This is a genomic window from Leucobacter allii, assembly GCF_022919155.1.
In the GTDB taxonomy this organism is placed as follows: domain Bacteria; phylum Actinomycetota; class Actinomycetes; order Actinomycetales; family Microbacteriaceae; genus Leucobacter; species Leucobacter allii.
The window spans coordinates 2,967,626-2,984,095 of the sequence record NZ_CP095045.1; the positions used below are offsets into that span (position 1 = coordinate 2,967,626).

Consider the following 16,470-nt stretch of genomic DNA (forward strand, 5'->3'; position numbering starts at 1 on the left):
CGCTACCGAGCACCCGCCGCGCGCACCTCGGAGATTTCGGATAGATTGCGCCCATGAATGCAGCGATCTCGACAATTCCGTCGCGGCGGGCGGGCGGGCCGTCGCTCGAGGCGCTCGTCGCAGCACTCGGCCCGGCGGTCGTCACCCCGATCGCTCCGCTCGCCCCGCTTCTGGCGGCGGGCGCCGCCGCGCCCGCCCGGGTCGAGCTCCACGACGTGCGCGATCCGCTCCCCGACCTTCCCGGCGCGATCCTGCTGGTCCCATCGGCGGGGCGTACGGCGGAGATCGCCGCGCTCGCGACGGCGGCCGGTGCGCGCGGAGCCGCCGGCATCGTGCTGAAGTGCGGGGCCGAGGAGCTCCCCGAGCTCGCCGGACTCGCCCGCTCCTCGGGCGTCCCGCTCCTGCGTCTCGCCGACGCGCTGGGCTGGCGCGCCGCCGACGCCCTCATCTCGACGTGGCTGGAAAGCCGCGGTCCGGGCGGCGCCGAGCGCCCGCCACGCGGCGCCGGTGCCCTGTTCGCCCTCGCCGACGAGCTCGCGGCGTGCTTCGGGGGCTCGGTGGCCGTCGAGGATCTCGATCGCCGCGTCATCGCCTATTCCGCGCTGCCCGGACAGCTCATCGACGCCGTGCGCATGGAGGGGATCCTCGCACGCGCGGTTCCCGACTCCCCCGCCAACGACGACCAGTACCGCACGGTGCTGCGCGCGAGCGGACCGGTCCGGTTCCCGCCCGTCGACGGCGAGGAGGCCAGGATCGCGCAGGCGATCCGTTCGGGATCGCTGCCCCTCGGCACGATCTGGATCGTGGATCCGTCGGCGGACGCGCCGCTCGCACGGGCCCAGCGGGAGCGCCTGGCCGCCGCCGCGGGGGTCGCGGCCGCCCGCCTGCTCGAGGAGCTGCGCGCCGGGGGCCCGGCCGAGCGGCAGCGCGAGGAGCGCCTGCGGTCGCTCCTCGACGGCACCGCGGTCGCGGGATCGGAGCTCGCGGAGCTCGGTCTCGCGGAGGATCGCGGCGCCGAGCTGCTCGTGTTCGACGCCGCCCCCGGGGCCGCGGAGGCGGAGCTCGCGCAGCTGCGCGGCGCGGTGCAGCGGCAGCTCGCGCTGCACCATCCGGAGGTCGCCGCGACCGTGCGCGCCGGGCGGGTGCACGCCCTGCTCTCCGCGGATCCGCCGCTCGAGGATCGCCTCGCCGCCCTCCTCCCCCTCCTCGATCGGCTCCTCGCCCCCGGCGTGCGCGTCGCCGTCCCGGGAGTCGCCCGCCGCCCCGGAGACGTCGCGGCGCTCGCGGAGCTCGGCGGGCGGATCCTGCGCGTCGCGCCGCGGGGCGGGGCGCAGGGCGCACCGCGGATCCTGACGGCCGCCTCGACCCGCCCGAGGCTCGTGCTCGACGGCGTCGCGGCGCTGTTCGCGGAGCACGCGGAGCTGCGCGATCCGGCCGTCGAACGCCTCCTCGCGGAGGATCCCGCCCTCGCCGGCACGATCGCGAGCTGGTGCGCGAACCTCGGGAACATCGCGCGCACCGCTCGGGAGCTCGGGGTGCATGAGAACACGGTGCGCTATCGTATGCGCCAGGCCGGCGAGCGCCACGGCGTCGCGCTGCGGGACGCCGACGGCCTGCTGACGACCTGGTTGCAGCTGCGAGCGGCCGAGGAAGGACGGTCGAGGAGATGACGATCGAGGATCGGACGCGTGGCGTCGACGCCCTCGCGGAGCTGTTCGCCGCCGGACCCGTCGCCGTGCTCACCGGGGCGGGCATCAGCACGGATTCCGGCATCCCCGACTACCGCGGCGCCGGCACGCCGCCCCGCACGCCCATGAGCATCTCGCAGTTCTCGGAGGATCCGGCCTACCGTCAGCGGTTCTGGGCCGGCGCGCGCATCGGAGCGATCCGCACCGCCGGGATCGAGCCGAACGCGGGCCATCGCGCGCTCGCCCGACTGGAGGCCGCGGGGGCGATCGACGGCGTCATCACGCAGAACGTCGACGGGCTGCATGCGCGGGCCGGATCCCGCACCGTCGTCCCGCTGCACGGCGACGGCGGGGTGATCCGCTGCACCGCCTGCGCCTCCCGCTTCTCCCGGGGCGAGGTGCTGGGATGGTTCGATCTCGGCAATCCGGGCTTCGCCGAGACGCATCGGGACGCCGAGATCGCGCCCGACGGGGACGCGGTGGTGCGCGACGTCGCGGGGGTCCGCGTGCCGCAGTGCCCGGTCTGCGGCGGTGTGCTCCGCCCCGACGTCGTCTACTTCGGGGAGACCGTGCCGCCCGAGGTCTTCGCGCGTGCGGCCGCGCTCGTCTCGGCGGCGAGCGCCGTGCTCCTCGCCGGCACGTCCCTCGCCGTGAACACCGGGCTGCGCCTCGTGCACCGCGCAGAGCGCCGCGGCCTGCCGCTCGGCGTCGTGAACCGCGGACCGACGGCGGTCGACGGCCGACCGGCCGTGCGGGTGCGGATCGAGGGCGGCACGAGCGAGACGCTCACGGCGCTCGCCGAACGCCTGCGCTGAGGCGCTCACCCGCAGTACCCCGGGAGCGCACGGAGGCCCGGGGCGGCTCCGCCCCGGGCCTCCGTGCGCGCGGACTACATGCCGGGCACGACCAGCGTCAGCACCGTGATCACCGGGCCGACGACGACCATGGACATGCCCCAGCGGAGCAGCGCCTTCGTGACCCTCGGCCGATCCGCGTCCGACGAGCTCGCGACCATGATCGCCCCGGAGGTCGAGAACGGGCTCGAGTCCACGAGGGTCGAGGAGATCGCGAGCGCCATGATGACACCGCCGGCGGGCAGGCCGCCGAGCTCGACGAGCGGGACGGCGAGCGGGATGAGCACGGCGATGAGCGCGGTGGTCGAGGCGAACGCCGATACGAGGCCGCCGAACACGCAGATCGCGAACACCGCGAGCAGCGGCACGCCGATCCCCGCGATCCAGTCCGCGATGCTGTCGACCGCTCCGAGGCGCTGCAGCACGCCGACGTAGGTGACGATGCCTCCGACGAGCAGGATCGTGGGCCAGTCGATGCCCTTGACGGCCTCGGCGACGCGGGCCGGGAAGACGAGGTTCAGGATGACCGCGAGCGCGAGCGCGAAGGTGCCGAGATCCAGCTCGATCCCGATGAGCGAGGTGCCGATGACGCCGACGATCAGCACGAGGAGCGCGATCGCGGTCCACCACTGCTCCGCGGACAGCCGCACGCGCTCCTCGGCGCGCTGCATGAGGCGGACGGCCTCGGTCTGCGAGCCCACGATGTCGTCGTACTCGGCGTTGTCCTTGGCGACGCCGGCTCCGATGGTGATGCGCTGCGCCCCCGTGGACGCCGCGCCCGCGCCGCGCCTCCGGCGACCGAAGACGAACTGCACGGCGAACTGCAGCACGATCACGACGGCGAGGGTGTAGACGAACTGGAGGATCGGGTTGATCGAGGCCCCGCTGTCCTTCGCGATCTGCACCGTGAGGATCCCGTAGAGGCTCGTCGGCGCGAAGCAGCCGGCGAGCGAGCCGTTGATCGCGGCGAGGCCGGTGACGACCGGGTCGAGGCCGTTCTTGCCCGCGAGCACGAGCGCGATGGGAATGGTGACCATCGCGGCGAGGGGGTTCCCGAGGGAGGCGATGAGGGTCGAGATCGCGAAGAGCACCCACGGGATCAGCCAGGTCCTCGAGCCCGCGAGGGCGACCGCGCGCGTGACCACCAGGTCGAGCGTGCCGTTGGTCTTCGCGATCGAGATGAGGTACGTGACGCCCAGCAGCAGGAGCATCAGGCTGACCGGGAAGCCCCCGAGCACGTCGGCGACGGTCTCCGACGCGACGAAGAGCCCGACGCAGACCGCGGCTGCCAGGGCCGCGGCCCCGAGGTGTATCCGTCGGATCGTGCCGACGATGAATAGCACCACGAATATCGAAATCGCGATGATCTGCGCTGTCATGAGTGACCGCCTTTGGTGTTGTGCTCAGCAGAAATGATGGGGAGTGGAACCCGCGACCGCCCGATGCCGCGCCGGGGCGACGGACAGCGGAACTAAATGTCTCGCATGTGCGAAATAGAATCAAGATGCGATGGTACGGATGTCCGTCGCGCTCGTCAACCACCCGAGCCGCCTTGACCCGACGGGCCGCGGACTCTATTCTAAATCACATGTCCGATAAAAAATACAACCAGGAGCGCCCGTGACGACCCCGCTGGAGAACATCCGCGTCCTCGAGATCGGCAACTACATCGCCGGCCCCTTCTGCGCGACCCAGCTGGGCGATCTCGGCGCAGACGTCATCAAGATCGAGTCCCCGAACGGCGGCGACGTGGTCCGCAGCTACGGCACCCTGATCGACGGCGAAGGCTCCTCCTTCGTCCGCATGAACCGGAACAAGCGATCCGTCACCATCGATCTCAAGTCGCCCGACGGCAAGGCGCTCTTCGTCGAGCTGGCGCGCACCGCCGACGTCATCGTCGAGAACCTCCGACCCGGCGCCATGCGGCGACTCGGCCTCGGCTACGAGGAGATGTCCGCGCTGAACCCGAGGATCGTCTACGTCTCCGCATCCGGATGGGGCCAGGACGGCCCGATGTCGGAGATGGCCGGGCTCGACATCATGGCCCAGGCCCGATCGGGGCTCATGAGCATCACCGGCGAGCCGGACCGGCCCCCGGCCAAGGCCGGGGTGCCGGTGTGCGACATCGTCTGCGCCATCTACGCGGCGCTCGCGGCCGTGGCGGCCATCCACGCGCGGGAGACGACCGGGCGCGGGCAGCACATCGACGTCTCCCTGTTCGAGACCGGGGTGGCGTTCGCACTGTGGGAATCGGGCAAGTACTTCGCATCGGGCGAGGTGCCCACGAGGCGGGGCTCGGTGCACCAGTCGGCCGCGCCCTACCAGGCGGTCCAGGCCGCCGACGGGTGGTTCACCATCGGCGCCGCGACTCCCCGCACCTGGGAGCTCTTCACCGAGATCATCGATCCGGCGCTCGCCCATGACGAGCGCTACCTCACCAACGCCGACCGCCTCGCCCATCGCGAACCGCTCATCGCGCAGATCGAGGAGATCACCCGGACGCAGCCGATCGCGCACTGGGTCGATCGGCTCCAAGCGGCCGGCGTGCCCTGCTCCCCGATCCAGAGCTACGACCAGGTGTTCGCCGACGAGGTGCTCATCGAGCGGGGCTTCTTCTGGGACGCCCCGCACCCGAAGCTCGGCGCGGTCCGCCAGCTGGGCTCGCCCATGCGGCTCTCGGAGACCCCGGTGCAGCGCCGCACGGCCGGCCCGTTGCTCGGCGCCGACACGGTCGACGTGCTCACCGGTCTCGGCATCGAGGAGCGGGAGATCCGGAGGCTCATCGAGAGCGGCGTCGTCAGCCAGCACGCCGAGAGCGCGAGCAGGGCCGCATGAGCATCGACGCGCTGTCCACATCGACGGAGAACGGCGTCCTCACGGTCGTGTTCAACCGCCCGGAGCGGTTGAACGCCATGACCGCGGATATGGAGACCGAACTGGTGCGCGTCGCCGCGCGCGTCAACGACGATCCGACCGTCCACGCCGTCGTCTTCACCGGCGCGACCGGGAAGCGACCGGCCTTCGTCGCCGGCCAGGACGTCGGAGAGCTCAGCGCGATCGCCGACGCGCAGGCGGCCGAGGAGGTCGAACGGCATTCCGAGGAGCTGCTCGAGGCCATCGAGCGCATCGGCGTGCCGACGATCGCCGCCGTGGGCGGGCCGTGCGTCGGCGTGGGCGCCCTCATCGTCGGCTGCTGCGACATCGTGATCGTCTCGGAGTCCGTCAAGTTCGGGTTCCCCATCGCGCGCACCGTCGGCAACCTCCTCTCCACGAAGAACACCCGGCGCATGATCGACCTCGTCGGCGTCCCCCGGGTCAAGAACATGGTGCTCCGCGCACGACTCATGAGCGGTCGCGAGCTGTTCGCCTCAGGGGCCGCCTCGGAGCTCGTCGGCGACGCGGAGCTCGGGAGCCGCGCGCGCGAGATCGCGGAGGAGATCGGCGCGCTCGCACCGCTGACGCTGTCCGGGACCAAGACGAGCATCAGACGCATGCGCGACGCCCCGGGCCACGCGGACAACCTCGATCTCCTGACCGAGGCCTACCTCTCGGACGACTTCGCCGAGGCGGTGAACGCCTTCCTCGAGAAGCGCTCCCCCCGATGGGCGGGCCGCTGATGCACGCGATGGCGGCGCCGACGGTCGTCCCCGATCGTCTCACGGAGGCGTGGCGCGACGGCATCGCCCGCGGCGAGTTCCTGCTGCAGCGCGGGGTGGCCTGCGGCGCCTACCAGTACTACCCGCGCGAGCACTGCACGACCGACCCCGGCGACGCGCTCGAGTGGGTGCCCGCCAGCGGGCGGGGCGTCGTGCACACCTTCACCGTGGTGCGGCGGACCCCGAACGAGGCGTTCCAGGACCAGCTGCCCTACGTGCTCGGCATCGTCGAGCTCGAGGAGGGCGTGCGGGTCACCGCGCGCATCGTCGCCCCGGAGATCGCTCGCATCGCCTGCGGCATGCCGGTCTCGGTCCGCTTCGGCCCCGACCGGGAATCGCTGCCGTACTTCGTACCGGATGAGACAGGACCCCTCTCTTCATGAACCACAGCACGAACACGCCCCCCGCGGGGACGACGCCGCCGCTCGGGACGAGCTGGACCTCCGTCGGTCGCACCGTGACCGAGGCCGACATCGCCGCGTTCGCGGGCGTGAGCAGCGACTTCAACCGGCTCCACACCGACGAGGTCTGGGTGCGCGAGCACACCCCGTTCACGGGCCGCATCGCCCACGGCATGCTCGTCGCCTCGATCTCGACCGGCGCGCGCACCCCCGGCTACGACGACCTCACGGTCGTCGCGTTCCTCGGCGTCGAACGACGCATGAAGTCGCCGGTCTACCCCGGCGACACGATCACCTCGACATTCACCCTCGCCTCGCTCCGGCCGTCGTCGTCGCGGCCCGGGCTCGCGGTGATCACGGTCGATGTGCGGACGAGCAACCAGGCCGGCGAGACCGTCCAGACCGGATCGGACACCCTGCTGATCGAGCTCGAGGAGAGCGCATCATGAGCGCGGAGGCGCGCACGGCGGTCGTGACCGGGGCCGGGTCCGGGATCGGCCTCGCGACGGCGACGCGCCTCGCCGCGGACGGCCACCACGTGATCTGCGCCGATCTCGGCGCGCGCGGCGATCGGACGGCCGAGGCGATCCGCGCGGCCGGGGGTTCGGCCGCGGGCGCGACGCTCGACGTCGCCAGTGACAGGAGCTGGACCGCGCTCGCCGACGCACTGCGCGAGCACGGCGCCCGCCTCGGCGCCCTCGTCAACAACGCGGGAGTCACGCGGGATCGCACGCTGCTCAAGATGTCGGAGGAGGAGTTCGACACCGTGATCGGCGTGCACCTGAAGGGGAGCTGGCTCGGCTGCCGGGCGATGCTGCCGCTGCTGCGCGAGCATCGCGGATCGGCGATCGTGAACGTCTCCTCGACCGGCCGGCACGGATCCTTCGGCCAGAGCAACTACGCCGCGGCGAAAGCGGGCATCGTGGGCCTCACGAAGACGATCGCGATCGAGGCCGCGCGCTACGGCGTGCGCTGCAACGCCGTCGCGCCGGGCGCGGTGAACACCCCGATGCTCGCGAGCGTGCCCGAGGAGACCAAGCGGCAGTGGCTGGACGGCATCCCGCTCGGCCGCTTCGCCGAACCCGAGGAGATCGCGAGCGCCATCTCCTTCCTGATCTCGGAGGACGCCTCGTACGTCACGGGCCACGTGCTCGACGTCAACGGATCGGAGCACCACGCGTGATCGCGGCCGCGGCGTCCGGTGTGGCGCTCGATCATCTCGCGCTCGCAGTGCCCGACATCGACGCGGCGCTCGATCGGCTCCGCGCCGAGCTCGGCGCGGCCATCATCAGCGGCGACGAGGTGCCCGGCTACCGATTCGCCATGACCCGCGTCGGCGACGCCGAGCGCGGGATGAATCTGGAGCTGCTGGAGCCCTGGCAGTCCGAGGCCGACGACTTCCTCGAGCGCTTCGTCCGTCGTCGCGGGGCGGCGCCCCATCACATCACCTTCCTCCAGCCCGATGTCCGCACCACAGCGGATGCCCTCGCGGCGCGCGGATATCGTCTCGTGCGCACGAAGTTCGATTTCGGCCCCTGGCAGGAGACGTTCATCCATCCGGAGCACGGCTGCGGCACCGTGATCCAGCTGGCGGCGTCGACGGTTCCCGCTCCGCCGATGGCCGAGCTGCTCGATGCTGCGGCCGCGGGACGCCGTCCGCCGCCCGTACCGTTCGACGAGCGGAGCCAGAACCCCTTCTGGTGGGCGCTGCGGCATCCCCCGGCGCCCCGCGGCGCGCGTCCGGCCGTCCTCGAACGCGTGGCCGTCGAGGTCGCCGACCTCGGCCTCGTGCGCGAGCTGTTCCTCGGCGCGCTCGGCGGCGAGCTCTGCTCGGAGAGCCCCACGAGCATCGAGGTCGCCTGGGGGACGACGGGGCGGATCCGCTTCGTCCGCGCATCTGAACCCGGCGTCCGGGCGCTCGAGCTCTCGGGGCTGGCGCGCGAGTTCGATCTCGGGTCGGCCCGCTTCCGGCGAAGTCCGCGGCATGTTTCTCGCACGATCGATTGATTTACGATGGAGGATCGTAGGTCCACCGCGGAATCAGAGGAGACGCCCATGCCCAAGCTCGTCGATCACGATGCGAGACGCCGCGAACTCGCCGATGCGGTGCTCGAGGTCATCGCGAAGGAGGGCACCGCTTCCGTCACACTCCGCGCCGTGGCGGCGAAATCCGGCTGGTCGACCGGCACCCTCAACCACTACGCGCGCAATCGGGACGGGCTCCTCAGGATCGCGCTCGCCCGCGCTGCGGCGTCCACGCGCAAGATCTATCTCCGCGCGGACGACGACATCGCGGCGCGCCCGTTCGCCCACCTCGAGCGGATCCTGAGCGAGACGCTCCCGCTCGACGACCGCAGGCTCGCCCTGACGAGGATCTTCATCTTCTACCTCGGAGAGGCCGTCGCGGACCCGGGGCTCGGCCAGGAGTTGCGGCAGTACGTGCGGAACTGGCGCCAGGACGTCGAGGAGGAGCTCCGGCGCCTCATCGACGCCGGGCACGTCTCCGCCGAGCGGGACCCCCGGGCGCTCGCCGAGACCCTGGTCGCGCTCGCCGACGGTTTCGGGAATCAGGCGGCGATCGACGAGGAGATGCTCATGGCGCTTCGGGCGCAGCCGCCGGTCAAGCATTGGATCACGCATCTACTAGGTATTGGAGATAGGAATGCACCAGCAGGGGTTCCCCTCGCATAGGGTCGCGATCGTCGGAGCGTACGAGTCCGAGCGGCGGAAGGCGCCGGGAGTCCATCCGTACGCCATTCAGGCCGAGGCGGTGCTCGGCGCGCTGCGGGACGCGGGCCTCGCGCTCTCAGACGTCGACGGCTTCTGCACGACCGCGACGTTCGGCCAGGAAGCCGGCTGGCAGATGAGCGTCGCGGAGGTCGCGGAGTACATCGGGATCCGCCCGAGGTGGTTCGATTCCACCGACATCGGGGGCGCCGCCTCGATCTCGCAGGCCGGGCATGCGGCGCTCGCCATCGAAGCGGGTCTCGCCGACGTCGTCGTGGTCTCCTACGGCTCGAGCGGTCGCTCATCGCCCCTCCCCGCTCCCGATTTCAATACCAACGCCTCCGGCCCCGGCCAGTGGGAGGTGCCGTACGGGCCGACGACGGTCGCGAGCTACGCGCTGGCCGCGACGCGCCACATGCACGAGTACGGCACGACCCCGGAACAGCTCGCAGCCGTCGCCGTGCAGCTGCGGGAGAACGCGGCGCGCAATCCGCACGCGATGTACCGCGAGCCGATCACCGTCGACGACGTGCTGTCATCGCCCATGATCTCCGACCCCCTCCACCGGCTGGACTGCTGCGTCGTCTCGGATTCCGGGGGCGCCTTCGTCATGGTCTCGGCGGAGCGCGCCCGCGACCTGCGCACGCGGCCCGTCTTCCTCGACGGCTGGGGAGAGGCCATCGGACAGGTGCAGATGAATCAGATGCCCGACTTCACCGTCACCTCCGCACGCGAATCGGGGAGACGGGCGCTCGCGTCGGCGGGTCTTTCGACGACCGATATCGACTGCGCCCAGATCTACGATTCCTTCACCATCACGGTGCTGCTCACTCTCGAGAGCCTCGGGTTCTGCGGCCCCGGCGAGGGCGGCGGATTCATCGAGAGCGGCGCGATCGGACCGGGCGGCTCGCTCCCCATCAACACCGACGGCGGCGGACTCTCCTCCAATCACCCCGGGCGACGGGGCACGCTCGCCGTCATCGAGGCCGTGCGGCAGCTCCGCGGGGAGTCCCCCGGCGTGACGATCCCCGGCGCGCGCAGCTGCCTCGTGAACGGCACCGGCGGCACGCTGTCCGCCACCGCGACGCTCGTGCTGACGAACTGACGCGACGCCCCCGGGCAGGGGACCGCCCGGCCGGATCACGCCAGGCGGGCGGATCACCCGCGCGGCCGGATCACCCCAGGCGGCCGGTGAGCGCCATCGTGGCGAGCGTGGTCGCCGCGACGAGCAGGGACAGCGCGCCGCCGAGCAGCAGGGGGCGGAACCCGGCGGCGCGGATCGCCCGCAGATCGGTCGACATGCCGATGCCGGCCAGCGCCATCGCCACGAGGAACACGCTCAGCTGCGTGGCGGCCGCCACGGCGCCGTCCGGCAGCGCTCCGCTCGAACGGATCGTCGCCACGACGAGGAAGCCGATGAGGAACCAGGGCACGAGCCGCACGAGCCGCGCCGGGGTCATCCGGCCGCCCTCCCCGTCCCGTCGCGCCTCGACGACCGCGAGCCCGACGCTGATGGGGATGATCATGAGCGTGCGCACGAGTTTGACGACCACGGCGAAGCCGAGCGCGGAGGCGCTGTAGACGCTCGCCGCGGCCACCACCGAGCTCGTGTCGTTGACCGCGGTGCCGGCGAACAGGCCGAAGGCGCGCGGCGACATGCCGAGGGCGTGGCCGACCGCCGGGAACGCGAGCACGGCCAGCACGTTGAAGAGGAAGACCGTCGACACGGCGTAGGAGATATCGGCGCTCCGCGCCTTGATCACGGGGGCGATCGCCGCGATGGCCGAGGCGCCGCAGATGCCGGTGCCGACGCCGATGAGGGTGCGGATGTCGCGATCGACGCCGAGTGCGCGCCCGAGCGCCCAGGCGGCGAGCAGGCACACGGCGAGGGAGACGAGCATGACCGGCAGCGACTCGAGGCCGACCGCGGCGATGCTCGCGAGCGAGAGCTGGGCCCCGAGGAGCACGACCGCGCACTGCAGCACGAACTTCCCGGCGTATCCCACCCCGGGTGCGAGCCGGGGACCGGGCCGCCGGATGCATGCGACGGCGACGCCGAGCACGACGGCGGGAATCGCGGAACCGAGGAGCGGCGCGAGCGCGCCGATGCCGGTCGCGATCGCCGCGATCGCCGCGCACACCAGCGCCCCGGGCCACACCGCGCGCCCCCGGTCGAGGAGACGGACGGGGAGCGTGGCGACGGGGGCGAACTGCATGCCCCCCAGTCTGCCCTCCGCGAGGGGCAGGACGTGACCCCGGATCACTTGGCCGGTACAAGCCCCGTTTGTATCCTGGGGGCATGCCCGGCGCCTCACTCATCGAACTCCGCGTCCTCGAGAGCGCCGCGCGCCTCGGAAGCCTCTCGGCGGCGGCGCGCGAGCTCCGCGTCACCCAGCAGGCCGTATCGCATCGGATCCGCGCGCTCGAGCGCCTGGCCGGCGTGGAACTGCTGCGACGCTCCCCCGCCGGTGCGACCCCGACCCCGGAGGGCGACGCCGTCCTCGCCTGGGCGCGGGACGTGCTGACGGCCGCCGATCGCCTCGATGAGGGACTCGCCGGGCTTCGGGGCTCCCCGGCACGAGCGCTCCGCATCGTCGCCAGCCAGACCATCGCCGCGCACCTGCTGCCGGAATGGCTCGTCGAGCTGCGGCGCGCGCAGACGCGGGCCGGTTCGAGCCCCGACGCGACCGCGCTGCGCACGGCGAACAGTCGCGAAGCGATCGCAGCCGTGCGCGGCGGCGAGGCCGATCTCGGCTTCGTCGAGTGCCCGGACGCGCCCCACGACCTCGGCTCGCTCCCGGTCCGCCGCGACCGCATGGTCGTCGCCGTCGCCCCGGATCACCCCTGGGCGGCGCGAGACGCCGTCTCCCTCGCCGAGCTCGCGAGCATCCCGCTCGTCGCCCGCGAGGAGGGCAGCGGCACGCGGGACGCCTTCGAACGCGCCGCGGCGCGGGCCGTCGGCGGCGCACCGCGGGCGCCGCTCGTCACGCTCGCCACCGAGGCGGCCGTGCGTTCGGCCGCGGCGCAGGGGGTCGCGCCCGCGGTGCTCAGCGAGCTCGCCGTGCGCGACGACGTCCGGCTCGGCCGCATCCGCGCGGTCCCCATCGGGCCGGAGCCGCTCGAACGGCCGCTCACCGCCGTCTGGCGCGGATCGCGCCGCGACCTCGCAGGAGCCCGCCGGGCGCTCGTGGCGATCGCGGCGGGAGGAACGATCGCGGCGGGATCGGGTGGCACGACCGGATCGGGTGGCACGACCGGAGCGGGTCGCACGACCGGAGGCACGGGCGCGGCGAGGGGAACCGACGCGGCGTAGGCGCGACCGCGGCTCGTCGTCCGCCTGGCACGCTCGCGCGTCGCCCCCGGCCCGCGCCGCGCGCTACTCGGCGCGGGAGATGCGCGTCATGTCCTCGCGCGGCACGACTTTGACGCGCGTGCGCCCGGCGGCCTCGCCGAGCGAGAGCTCGTGCGCGTCGAGCCGGTGCCATCCCTCGATGGTCGTGTAGGGCACCCCCCGCTCGTGCAGCAGCTCGGGGATCGCCTCGGGCGCGACGACCTCGGGCGTCCACCAGGCGTCCCGATCCTCCATGAGGCACTCGAGCGTCTCCATGGCATCCGACTTCGTGTGCCCGATGAGGCCGACGGGGCCCCGCTTGATCCAGCCCGTCGCGTAGACCCCGGGGATGCGCTCCCCCTCGAGATCGAGCACGCGGCCCTGCGCGTTCGGGATCACGCCCCGTGCGTCGTCGAAGGGGATCTCGTCGAGCGGCGAGCCGAAGTACCCGACGGCGCGGTAGAGGGACTGCATCGGGATGACCTCGAACTCGCCGGTGTCGATCACGCCGCCGTTGCCGTCGGGCGCGGTGCGCTCGATCTTCAGCCCCGCGACCCTGCCGTCCTCGGTGACGACCTCCACGGGCTTCGACCAGAAGTGCATGTGCAGCCTCCGCGACGCCGGCGCCGTCTCCCCCGCCTCCCGAGCGCGCTGCTCCTCGCGCCAGGCGTTCATGACGCGCGTCATGACGAGCACCTGCTTGTTCTTCGCGAGGGTCTCGTCAGCGTACGCGTCGTCGACCTCGAAGTCGCGCTCGTCGAGCACCATGTCGACGTCGCGCACCTCGCCGAGCTCCCGCAGCTCGAGCGGCGTGAACTTGACGTACTTCGGGCCGCGCCTGCCGAAGAGGTGCAGCTCCTCGATCGGGTTCGCCGCGAGGCCCGCATGGACGTTCTCGGGGATCTCCGTGGGCAGCAGATCGTCGGCGTGCTTCACGAGCATGCGGGAGATGTCGAGGGCCACGTTCCCGTTGCCCACGACGCCGACCTGCGTCGCCTCGAGTGGCCAGGTGCGCGGCACATCCGGATGGCCGTCGAACCAGCTCACGAAGTCGGCAGCTCCGTAGGAGCCCTCGGCGTCGATGCCGGGGATGTCGAGCCCCGCATCGCGGATCGCACCGGTCGAGAAGATGACGGCGTGGTAGTGGCGCTCGAGATCGGCGAGGGTGATGTCGCGCCCGTAGCGGACGTTGCCGAAGTAGCGGATGGCGCCGCTGTCGAGCACGTCGCGCAGCGCCGTGATGATCCCCTTGATGCGCGGGTGGTCGGGCGAGACGCCGTAGCGGACGAGCCCGTAGGGCGCGGGCAGCTGCTCGAAGAGATCGATCTCCACCTCGAAGTCCCGCTCGGCCTTCATCAGCAGGTCCGCCGCGTAGATGCCGGCCGGGCCGGCGCCGACGATCGCCAATCGCATCGTGCTCATCGCTTCAGTTCTTCCCTTCATTCCCCGAGCGGTATTCTCCGCGGGGGTCGCAGATCCTCGGACTCGCAGTGCCGCGGCGGCGCTCCGCCGCGCCGGTGCGGCTCAGCGGGGCGTCACCCCTCGCGGTTCACGATCGAGTCCGCCATGCGCTCCAGGCCGCGCTTGACGTTCGACTTCGGCAGCGCATCGAGCGCGTCCACGGCCTCTCGTGCCCAGCGGCGCGCCGTGTGCTCGGTCTCCCGCGTCACCTCGTGGGCGCGCAGGGCGTCGACCTCGGGATCGAGGAGGCCGGGATCGGCGCCCTCGCGGATCGCGGCGACCCCCGCGTCGATGCGGGCGAGGAGGGCGGCATCGGCGGTGTCGCCGGCGGCGGCGCGTTCGCGCAGCAGCAGCGTCGGCAGCGTCGCGACCCCCGCTCGCAGGTCGGTCCCGGCGCGCTTGCCCGTCCGGTCCTTCTGCGGGGAGAGGTCGATCACGTCGTCGATGAGCTGGAAGGCGACCCCGATCCGCTCGCCGTATTCCATAACCGGATCGGCATATTCGACGGGGCCCTCGCCGAACATGACGCCCATGCGCGCCGCGGTGGCGATCAGCGCACCCGTCTTGTCGGCGAGCACCTGGATGTAGTGCGCGATCGGCTCGTCGCCCTCCTGCGGCCCGACCGTCTCGTGCAGCTGCCCGAGGCAGAGCCGCTCGAAGGTGCGGGCCTGGAGCAGGATCGCCTCCTCGCCCATTCCCGAGACGAGGGAGGAGGCTCGGGCGAAGAGCAGATCGCCCGCGAGGATCGCGACGGAGTTCGACCAGACGGTCTGCGCCGCGGGCACGCCGCGGCGCAGCTGGGCGTCGTCCATGACGTCGTCGTGGTAGAGCGAGGCGAGATGCGTCATCTCCACGGCCTGCGCGGCACGGCGCACGAGCGGGTTGGGACCGGTACCGAGCTCGCTCGTGAGCAGCGTGAGCATGGGCCGGATCCGCTTTCCGCCGGCGTCCATGAGATACCGGGCGGGCGCGTCGGCCACCGGCGAGGCGAAGCGCAGGTGCTCCATGAGTTCGGACTCGAGCAGCTCGAGCTGCTCCTGGAGGGCCTTCGCCTGCTTACGATCCTGGGCGCCCCGGAAGAGGCGCATCGGCAGCGCCTGGGTGGCGGTGTCTTCGGCGATGGGGCGGCTCACTCGGTCTCTCCATTGCTCTCGCGCGCGGCCGCGGCTTCCGCGGCCGCATCGGCCGGCTTCCGGGCGGCCGGCTTCTTCGCGGTGGGCTGCTTCGCGGCGGCGGGCGTCTTCGCGGCTGCGGGCTTCTTCGCGGCTGCGGGCTTCTTCGCGGCTGCGGGCTTCTTCGCGGCTGCGGGCTTCTTCGCGGCGGCGGGCGTTTTCGCCGCGGTGGGCTGCTTCGCGGCAGCCGGCTTCCGAGCCGCCGCAGCCTGCGTCGCCTCGGCGGGCTGCGTCGCAGCCGTCTTCCCGCCGGTGGCCGGCTTCGCCGCGGCGGACTTCGTCGCGGCTGCGGGCGTCTTCGCGGCGGCCGGCTGCTGCTTCGCGGCGGCCGGCTTTTTCGTCGCCGCAGGCTTCCTCGCGGCGGCCGGCTTTTTCGTCGCCGCGGCGGGCTGCTCGGCCACGGCGGGAGCCTGCCGCGGCACGAAGCCGCGGTGCAGCGCCACGATGCCGAAGGTGAGGTTGCGGTAGGCGACCCGCTCGAAACCGGCCTCGCGCAACCAGGCGGCGAGCTCGTCCTGCGCCGGCCACGCCTCGATGGACTCGTTGAGATAGCGGTAGGCCGCCGCGGCGTCGCGGTTGATGGCGCCGGCCACCCTCGGCAGCACGTGCCGGCCGTAGAGCGCGTACGGTCCGCGCACGATCGGCGAGGGCGGGGTCGAGAACTCGGCGATGACCACGCGGCCGCCCGGCTTGACCACGCGGCGCATCTCGGCGAGCGCCGCGCGCGGATCGCTCACGTTCCGCAGGCCGTAGGAGATCGTGGCCGCGTCGAAGCTGTCGTCCGCGAAGGGCAGCGCCGTCGCGTCGGCCCACACGAAGTCGATGAGCGCGTTGCCCGCGTGCCGGCGCCGGCCCTCCGCGAGCATGCCCTCCGAGAAGTCGGCGGCCACGACCTCCGCCCCGTGCGCGGCGAGCGCCGCAGAGGAGGTGCCGGTGCCCGCCGCGAGGTCGAGGATCCGCATCCCCTTCCGCGGGGCGAGCGCGCGCGTCGTGGCGATCCGCCACAGGCGGTCGTTGCCCACGGTCAGCACGTCGTTGATGAGGTCGTAGCGCGGCGAGACCTCGTCGAACATCGCCGAGACATCGGCTGCCGGCTTGGTCGCGGTGTCGGGATGGGTCACCCCACCATGCTAGCCGTTCACCCTGGCAGCCGGCCCGTCCGGCGGCCCGTCCGGCAGGA

Annotated in this window: 16 protein-coding genes; 11 read left to right on the forward strand and 5 right to left on the reverse strand. The window is 72.5% G+C overall.

The genetic code is table 11. The features are described 5' to 3' along the window. Window positions 1-53: 53 nt before the first annotated feature. Both MUN78_RS13740 and MUN78_RS13745 read left to right on the forward strand, forming a co-directional pair. Window positions 54-1,670 (forward strand): PucR family transcriptional regulator, encoded by a 1,617-nt coding sequence (locus MUN78_RS13740; RefSeq protein ID WP_244727147.1) that lies wholly within the window; start codon window positions 54-56, stop codon window positions 1,668-1,670. Then, window positions 1,667-2,503 (forward strand): Sir2 family NAD-dependent protein deacetylase, encoded by an 837-nt coding sequence (locus MUN78_RS13745; RefSeq protein WP_244727149.1) that lies wholly within the window; start codon window positions 1,667-1,669, stop codon window positions 2,501-2,503. Before MUN78_RS13740 ends, MUN78_RS13745 begins: the two co-directional genes overlap by 4 nt. 74 nt (window positions 2,504-2,577) lie before the next feature. Here the strand turns inward: MUN78_RS13745 and MUN78_RS13750 are convergent, their stop codons facing one another. Further along, window positions 2,578-3,921: an SLC13 family permease gene (locus MUN78_RS13750; protein WP_244727151.1), complete on the reverse strand. Its 1,344-nt coding sequence runs from the start codon at window positions 3,919-3,921 to the stop codon at window positions 2,578-2,580. A 241-nt stretch (window positions 3,922-4,162) separates the two neighbouring features. Here MUN78_RS13750 and MUN78_RS13755 point away from each other — a divergent pair, with 241 nt between their 5' ends. The 8 genes from MUN78_RS13755 to MUN78_RS13790 are packed head-to-tail and all read left to right on the forward strand — an operon-like array spanning window position 4,163 to window position 10,431. After that, a complete protein-coding gene (locus tag MUN78_RS13755; RefSeq protein ID WP_244727153.1) occupies window positions 4,163-5,377 on the forward strand; it encodes a CaiB/BaiF CoA transferase family protein in 1,215 nt (404 codons plus the stop codon). Then, entirely contained in the window at window positions 5,374-6,159 is a 786-nt protein-coding gene (locus tag MUN78_RS13760) for an enoyl-CoA hydratase (RefSeq protein ID WP_244690764.1), read from the forward strand. The genes MUN78_RS13755 and MUN78_RS13760 overlap by 4 nt, the downstream gene beginning before the upstream one ends. Beyond that, on the forward strand, window positions 6,144-6,581 hold the full coding sequence (locus tag MUN78_RS13765) for a Zn-ribbon domain-containing OB-fold protein (RefSeq protein ID WP_244727155.1): 438 nt from the start codon (window positions 6,144-6,146) through the stop codon (window positions 6,579-6,581). Before MUN78_RS13760 ends, MUN78_RS13765 begins: the two co-directional genes overlap by 16 nt. Then, entirely contained in the window at window positions 6,578-7,048 is a 471-nt protein-coding gene (locus MUN78_RS13770; protein WP_244727157.1) for a MaoC family dehydratase, read from the forward strand. Before MUN78_RS13765 ends, MUN78_RS13770 begins: the two co-directional genes overlap by 4 nt. Next, the gene (locus MUN78_RS13775; RefSeq protein WP_244727159.1) at window positions 7,045-7,782 is read left to right on the forward strand and encodes an SDR family oxidoreductase; all 738 of its coding nucleotides are present in this window, start codon (window positions 7,045-7,047) and stop codon (window positions 7,780-7,782) included. The genes MUN78_RS13770 and MUN78_RS13775 overlap by 4 nt, the downstream gene beginning before the upstream one ends. Beyond that, on the forward strand, window positions 7,779-8,606 hold the full coding sequence (locus MUN78_RS13780; RefSeq protein WP_244727161.1) for a VOC family protein: 828 nt from the start codon (window positions 7,779-7,781) through the stop codon (window positions 8,604-8,606). The genes MUN78_RS13775 and MUN78_RS13780 overlap by 4 nt, the downstream gene beginning before the upstream one ends. Window positions 8,607-8,654: 48 nt before the next feature. Further along, on the forward strand, window positions 8,655-9,290 hold the full coding sequence (locus MUN78_RS13785) for a TetR/AcrR family transcriptional regulator (protein ID WP_244727163.1): 636 nt from the start codon (window positions 8,655-8,657) through the stop codon (window positions 9,288-9,290). Beyond that, window positions 9,262-10,431, forward strand: coding sequence for an acetyl-CoA acetyltransferase (locus MUN78_RS13790; RefSeq protein ID WP_244690775.1), 1,170 nt, complete (start codon window positions 9,262-9,264; stop codon window positions 10,429-10,431). Before MUN78_RS13785 ends, MUN78_RS13790 begins: the two co-directional genes overlap by 29 nt. Window positions 10,432-10,501: 70 nt before the next feature. Here the strand turns inward: MUN78_RS13790 and MUN78_RS13795 are convergent, their stop codons facing one another. Continuing rightward, on the reverse strand, window positions 10,502-11,542 hold the full coding sequence (locus MUN78_RS13795; protein WP_244727165.1) for a YeiH family protein: 1,041 nt from the start codon (window positions 11,540-11,542) through the stop codon (window positions 10,502-10,504). Between the two features lie 83 nt (window positions 11,543-11,625). Here MUN78_RS13795 and MUN78_RS13800 point away from each other — a divergent pair, with 83 nt between their 5' ends. Next, the gene (locus MUN78_RS13800; RefSeq protein WP_244727167.1) at window positions 11,626-12,639 is read left to right on the forward strand and encodes a LysR family transcriptional regulator; all 1,014 of its coding nucleotides are present in this window, start codon (window positions 11,626-11,628) and stop codon (window positions 12,637-12,639) included. A gap of 63 nt (window positions 12,640-12,702) precedes the next feature. Here MUN78_RS13800 and MUN78_RS13805 read toward each other — a convergent pair whose 3' ends face one another. The 3 genes from MUN78_RS13805 to MUN78_RS13815 form a co-directional block, all read right to left on the reverse strand. Beyond that, window positions 12,703-14,079, reverse strand: a complete 1,377-nt coding sequence (locus MUN78_RS13805) for a ferredoxin--NADP reductase domain-containing protein (RefSeq protein ID WP_244690780.1) — start codon at window positions 14,077-14,079, stop codon at window positions 12,703-12,705. Window positions 14,080-14,192: 113 nt separating this feature from the next. Then, window positions 14,193-15,206: a polyprenyl synthetase family protein gene (locus tag MUN78_RS13810; RefSeq protein WP_244694065.1), complete on the reverse strand. Its 1,014-nt coding sequence runs from the start codon at window positions 15,204-15,206 to the stop codon at window positions 14,193-14,195. Window positions 15,207-15,247: 41 nt separating this feature from the next. Then, on the reverse strand, window positions 15,248-16,411 hold the full coding sequence (locus MUN78_RS13815) for a class I SAM-dependent methyltransferase (protein WP_244727169.1): 1,164 nt from the start codon (window positions 16,409-16,411) through the stop codon (window positions 15,248-15,250). Window positions 16,412-16,470 lie beyond the last annotated feature (59 nt).